We start from the raw sequence: 3259 nt of genomic DNA, 5'->3' as shown, positions 1-3259 counted from the left end.
AAATCCGCATGCCACGTTCTGTGGGAACCGGGGGCGGGCGACCGCCTCCGGTGACCCGGTCGGGAGGCGGGCGACCGCCTCCCGCGACCCGGTGGGCGAGGAGCAATCCTCGTCCCTACCGCGACCGTGTTTGAGCGTGCAGGAGTTGCCAATTCTGGGAGAACTCGCGTATGCACTACGTGTAGGATCGTAGTGTGGGAAATTCAAATGACGATGGAGCTGAGGGGTGCGAGAGGCGAGGGATTTGCGACGATTACCGCTGACGGTCGCGTGTTAGATTCCTGGTTTCTTCAGCTGCGCCTAGTTGCGGAGGCCGACAAGGCGGCAACGGTACGGCTGACGAAGGACGAGATCAACAGATCGTTGGGTAAGTCGGCGGACGGATATGCGCGACACGACGACATTCGCAATGTCGACATCGTTCCAATCCATACAGAAATTGACTCCCTTGCATCTGCGCCGACTGATGTGCACGACACGTATCTTCGACTCCATCTACTGAGCCACCGGCTCGTCCAGCCTAATTGCCTGAACCTTGAAGGAATTTTCAGTCTGTTACCTAACGTTGCCTGGACGACCCTCGGTCCCTGTGAGTGCTCTCGTGTACCGGAAGCGCAAATAGTAGCACGAAAGCGTGCCCTCGCGTTTGAGGTGACAGGCGTGGATAAGTTTCCGCGCATGACTGACTATGTGACGCCTGCGGACGTGAGAATTGCAGATGCGGATCGCGTAAGGCTCGGAGCCTACTTGGCGCCGGGCACGACCGTTATGCATGAAGGCTTTTGCAATTTTAATGCAGGTACGCTCGGTCCCTGCATGGTCGAAGGTCGGATAAGCGCCGGTGTGGTTGTGGGAAGTGGCAGCGACGTTGGTGGCGGAGCGTCGATCATGGGCACTCTGTCCGGAGGAGGGAAAGAGAGGATTACAGTTGGTGAGCGCTGCCTGATCGGAGCCAACGCCGGTATCGGCATTTCGTTGGGTGACGATTGTATCGTCGAAGCGGGCTGCTATGTCACAGCAGGCGCGCGCATCCTTTTGGAAGATGGCCGAGTAATGAAAGCCAAAGAACTTTCAGGCCAAAAGGGCCTTCTTTTTCGTCGTAACTCCCAGAGCGGCGCTCTTGAGGCAACCAGACGCACACCAAATTGGGACGGCCTCAACTCGCAACTTCACAGCTAGGCAGCTCACTCGAAGAAGTCGTCGGCGACATGTGGCGCGTCAGCGATGTCGCCTTCTGGCCCGTTCGAGACATGCCAACTGCACCGAGCGATGGCCGCATTCAGGGGTAACCCGGAAGGCATGTGCTCACGCTGAGTTCTTCTCAGTTTGACCCGGAGCCGTCATTGTCCAAGCTAACCTCCTGGCCTAGTTGGCTTAGCCAACTGACTGAGGCATGATGACGCTACGCCCCCACGGGGACGCGAGCAGAGGAGGAAATCTCATGAGAGTCACAAACTCCTTCTTGAAACTGGTAGTGTCAACCGCGATCTGCACAACGATGGTCGCGGCTCATGCCGCCGACGATGGTTTGATCACTAAGCCGAGTAGATACCCGGTCAAAGAGACCGTCAGCCGATTTGAAGCCGCGATAAAAGAGCGGGAGGCGGTCGGGTTCACGGTCTTCACTGAAATAGATCACGCCGCTGCGGCCAATAAATTTGGACTCGACCTGCGACCACGCACCGTCATCGTGTTCGGCAATCCGAAACTTGGAACGCCGGTCATGGTCAAGACGCCACTACTGGCAATCGACGTGCCACCCAAGGCACTGGTCTGGGAGGATGATCAAGGTAAGGTGTGGCTGTCTTATAATTCCGCCGACTATCTGTATAAGACGATTTACCCACGGCACGGCCTCGCAGCACCGCCAACGACTGCGCCGTTTGCCAAAGCCTTGGACGAGATGAGCGATTACGCAACGAAGTAGCTCGTAGGGCGCCATTGCGCGACCGGCGGCACGCAAGCCTTCAAACTCCCGCAAGCTTTTGTTCACGCATGTGGCCCTTCGGGTCATTTCGGGTGCCCGCAGCAATCGCATTGCTTCCGGGTCAAAGCGGACATCAAATAGTAGGCAGGACCGGTTGGCTCAGTCGAAAATGACCCGGAACGGAAATGGCGGGCCAATTCGCGGGGACAGCCGTCATCTCGCTTTAGTACGATCTGATATAGTTTGCCGGAGCTTGTACGGTGTGGTTCTCGTAGCGGCAGCAAGACCATGAGACGTCGCGAATTTTTAACCCTTCTCTGCGGTGTAACCGCGTCACTGCCACCGCTTGCCGCGTCCGCGCACCAGCCCGCTCCGGGCAAATGGCGTATCGGAATGTTGGCACCGGAGATCCGCCAGAAGCCAATCCGCGAAGGGCTGCGTGAATTGGGCTATGTCGAAGGTCAAAACCTGACGATCGATTGGCGCTTCGATGACAGAGTGGACCGGCTTGCCGCGCTCGCGACTGAACTGGCCGGACTCAAGCCGGACCTTATCGCCGCCAACGGCACACAGGCGGCGCAAGCTGCCCAACACGCGACGAAAAGCATTCCGATCGTAATGGTGGCCAGCAATCCGATCGGCAATGGGTTGGTGGAAAGCCTCGCTCATCCTGGGGGCAATATTACCGGACTAAGCTTACAGACGCCGGAGCTGAGCGGAAAGCGGCTTGAGCTGTTGCGCCAGGCAAGCGGGAAACTTTCCGCAATCGTCGTTCTCTATAATTCCGACGATCCCCCGGCGCTGAACGCGCTCAAAGAGACAGAGGAGGCCGCGCGCCAGGCCGGTTTGCAGGTAACGACTATCGGGGCACCCACGCCCGGCGATATCGCGCCGGCCTTCGAAAAGATCGCGCAGGCGCGGCCCGGTGCCCTCGTCATCCTGGGCTCGCCGCTCATGAGCGGTCAAGCGGGCCGCATTGCCGAGCTTGCTCTGCAGTTGAAGCTTCCTTCGATCTACCCCGACCCGCTGTTTGCCAAGGCTGGCGGACTCATGTCGTACGGGCCGAACTACAATCGCATCATCAAGACTCTCGCCACCTACATCGACAAGATTTTCAAGGGCGCCAAGCCCGCAGACTTGCCAGTCGCGCAACCATCCAAGTTCGAACTGATCATCAATCTCAAGACCGCCAAGGCGCTAGGGCTCGATATTCCCCCAGATCTGCTTGTGCTCGCCGACGACGTGATCGAGTAACATCCTTCGATGACCCCTGTTGGCGTGCGCCGTGATAAGGCGGCGCTTTCCAGTGGGTGCAAGTCCCACCCGGCAAAC

The 3259-nt window shown here is 58.4% G+C and carries 3 protein-coding genes; all 3 read left to right on the top strand.

Translation table 11 applies throughout. The features are described 5' to 3' along the window. Positions 1-207: 207 nt before the first annotated feature. The 3 genes from dapD to ACFFWD_RS15175 all read left to right on the top strand — a co-directional run bounded on the left by dapD (position 208) and on the right by ACFFWD_RS15175 (position 3181). Entirely contained in the window at positions 208-1179 is a 972-nt protein-coding gene (dapD, locus tag ACFFWD_RS15185) for a 2,3,4,5-tetrahydropyridine-2,6-dicarboxylate N-succinyltransferase (protein WP_376966415.1), read from the top strand. A gap of 262 nt (positions 1180-1441) precedes the next feature. After that, positions 1442-1927: a DUF302 domain-containing protein gene (locus tag ACFFWD_RS15180; RefSeq protein WP_376966413.1), complete on the top strand. Its 486-nt coding sequence runs from the start codon at positions 1442-1444 to the stop codon at positions 1925-1927. Positions 1928-2215: 288 nt separating this feature from the next. Then, positions 2216-3181, top strand: a complete 966-nt coding sequence (locus tag ACFFWD_RS15175) for an ABC transporter substrate-binding protein (RefSeq protein WP_376966411.1) — start codon at positions 2216-2218, stop codon at positions 3179-3181. Positions 3182-3259 lie beyond the last annotated feature (78 nt).

The sequence above is a fragment of the Bradyrhizobium erythrophlei genome, assembly GCF_042430365.1.
In the GTDB taxonomy this organism is placed as follows: Bacteria; Pseudomonadota; Alphaproteobacteria; order Rhizobiales; family Xanthobacteraceae; genus Bradyrhizobium; species Bradyrhizobium erythrophlei.
Note: the sequence above shows the minus strand (reverse complement) of the source record. Positions and strands in the feature narration are given on the sequence as shown.

Excerpts from the sequence above, each read along its gene's own strand:
- ACFFWD_RS15175 (WP_376966411.1), top strand. The coding sequence starts at position 2,216 with ATGAGACGTCGCGAATTTTTAACCCTTCTCTGCGGTGTAACCGCGTCA.
- ACFFWD_RS15180 (WP_376966413.1), top strand. The coding sequence starts at position 1,442 with ATGAGAGTCACAAACTCCTTCTTGAAACTGGTAGTGTCAACCGCGATC.
- dapD (WP_376966415.1), top strand. The coding sequence starts at position 208 with ATGACGATGGAGCTGAGGGGTGCGAGAGGCGAGGGATTTGCGACGATT.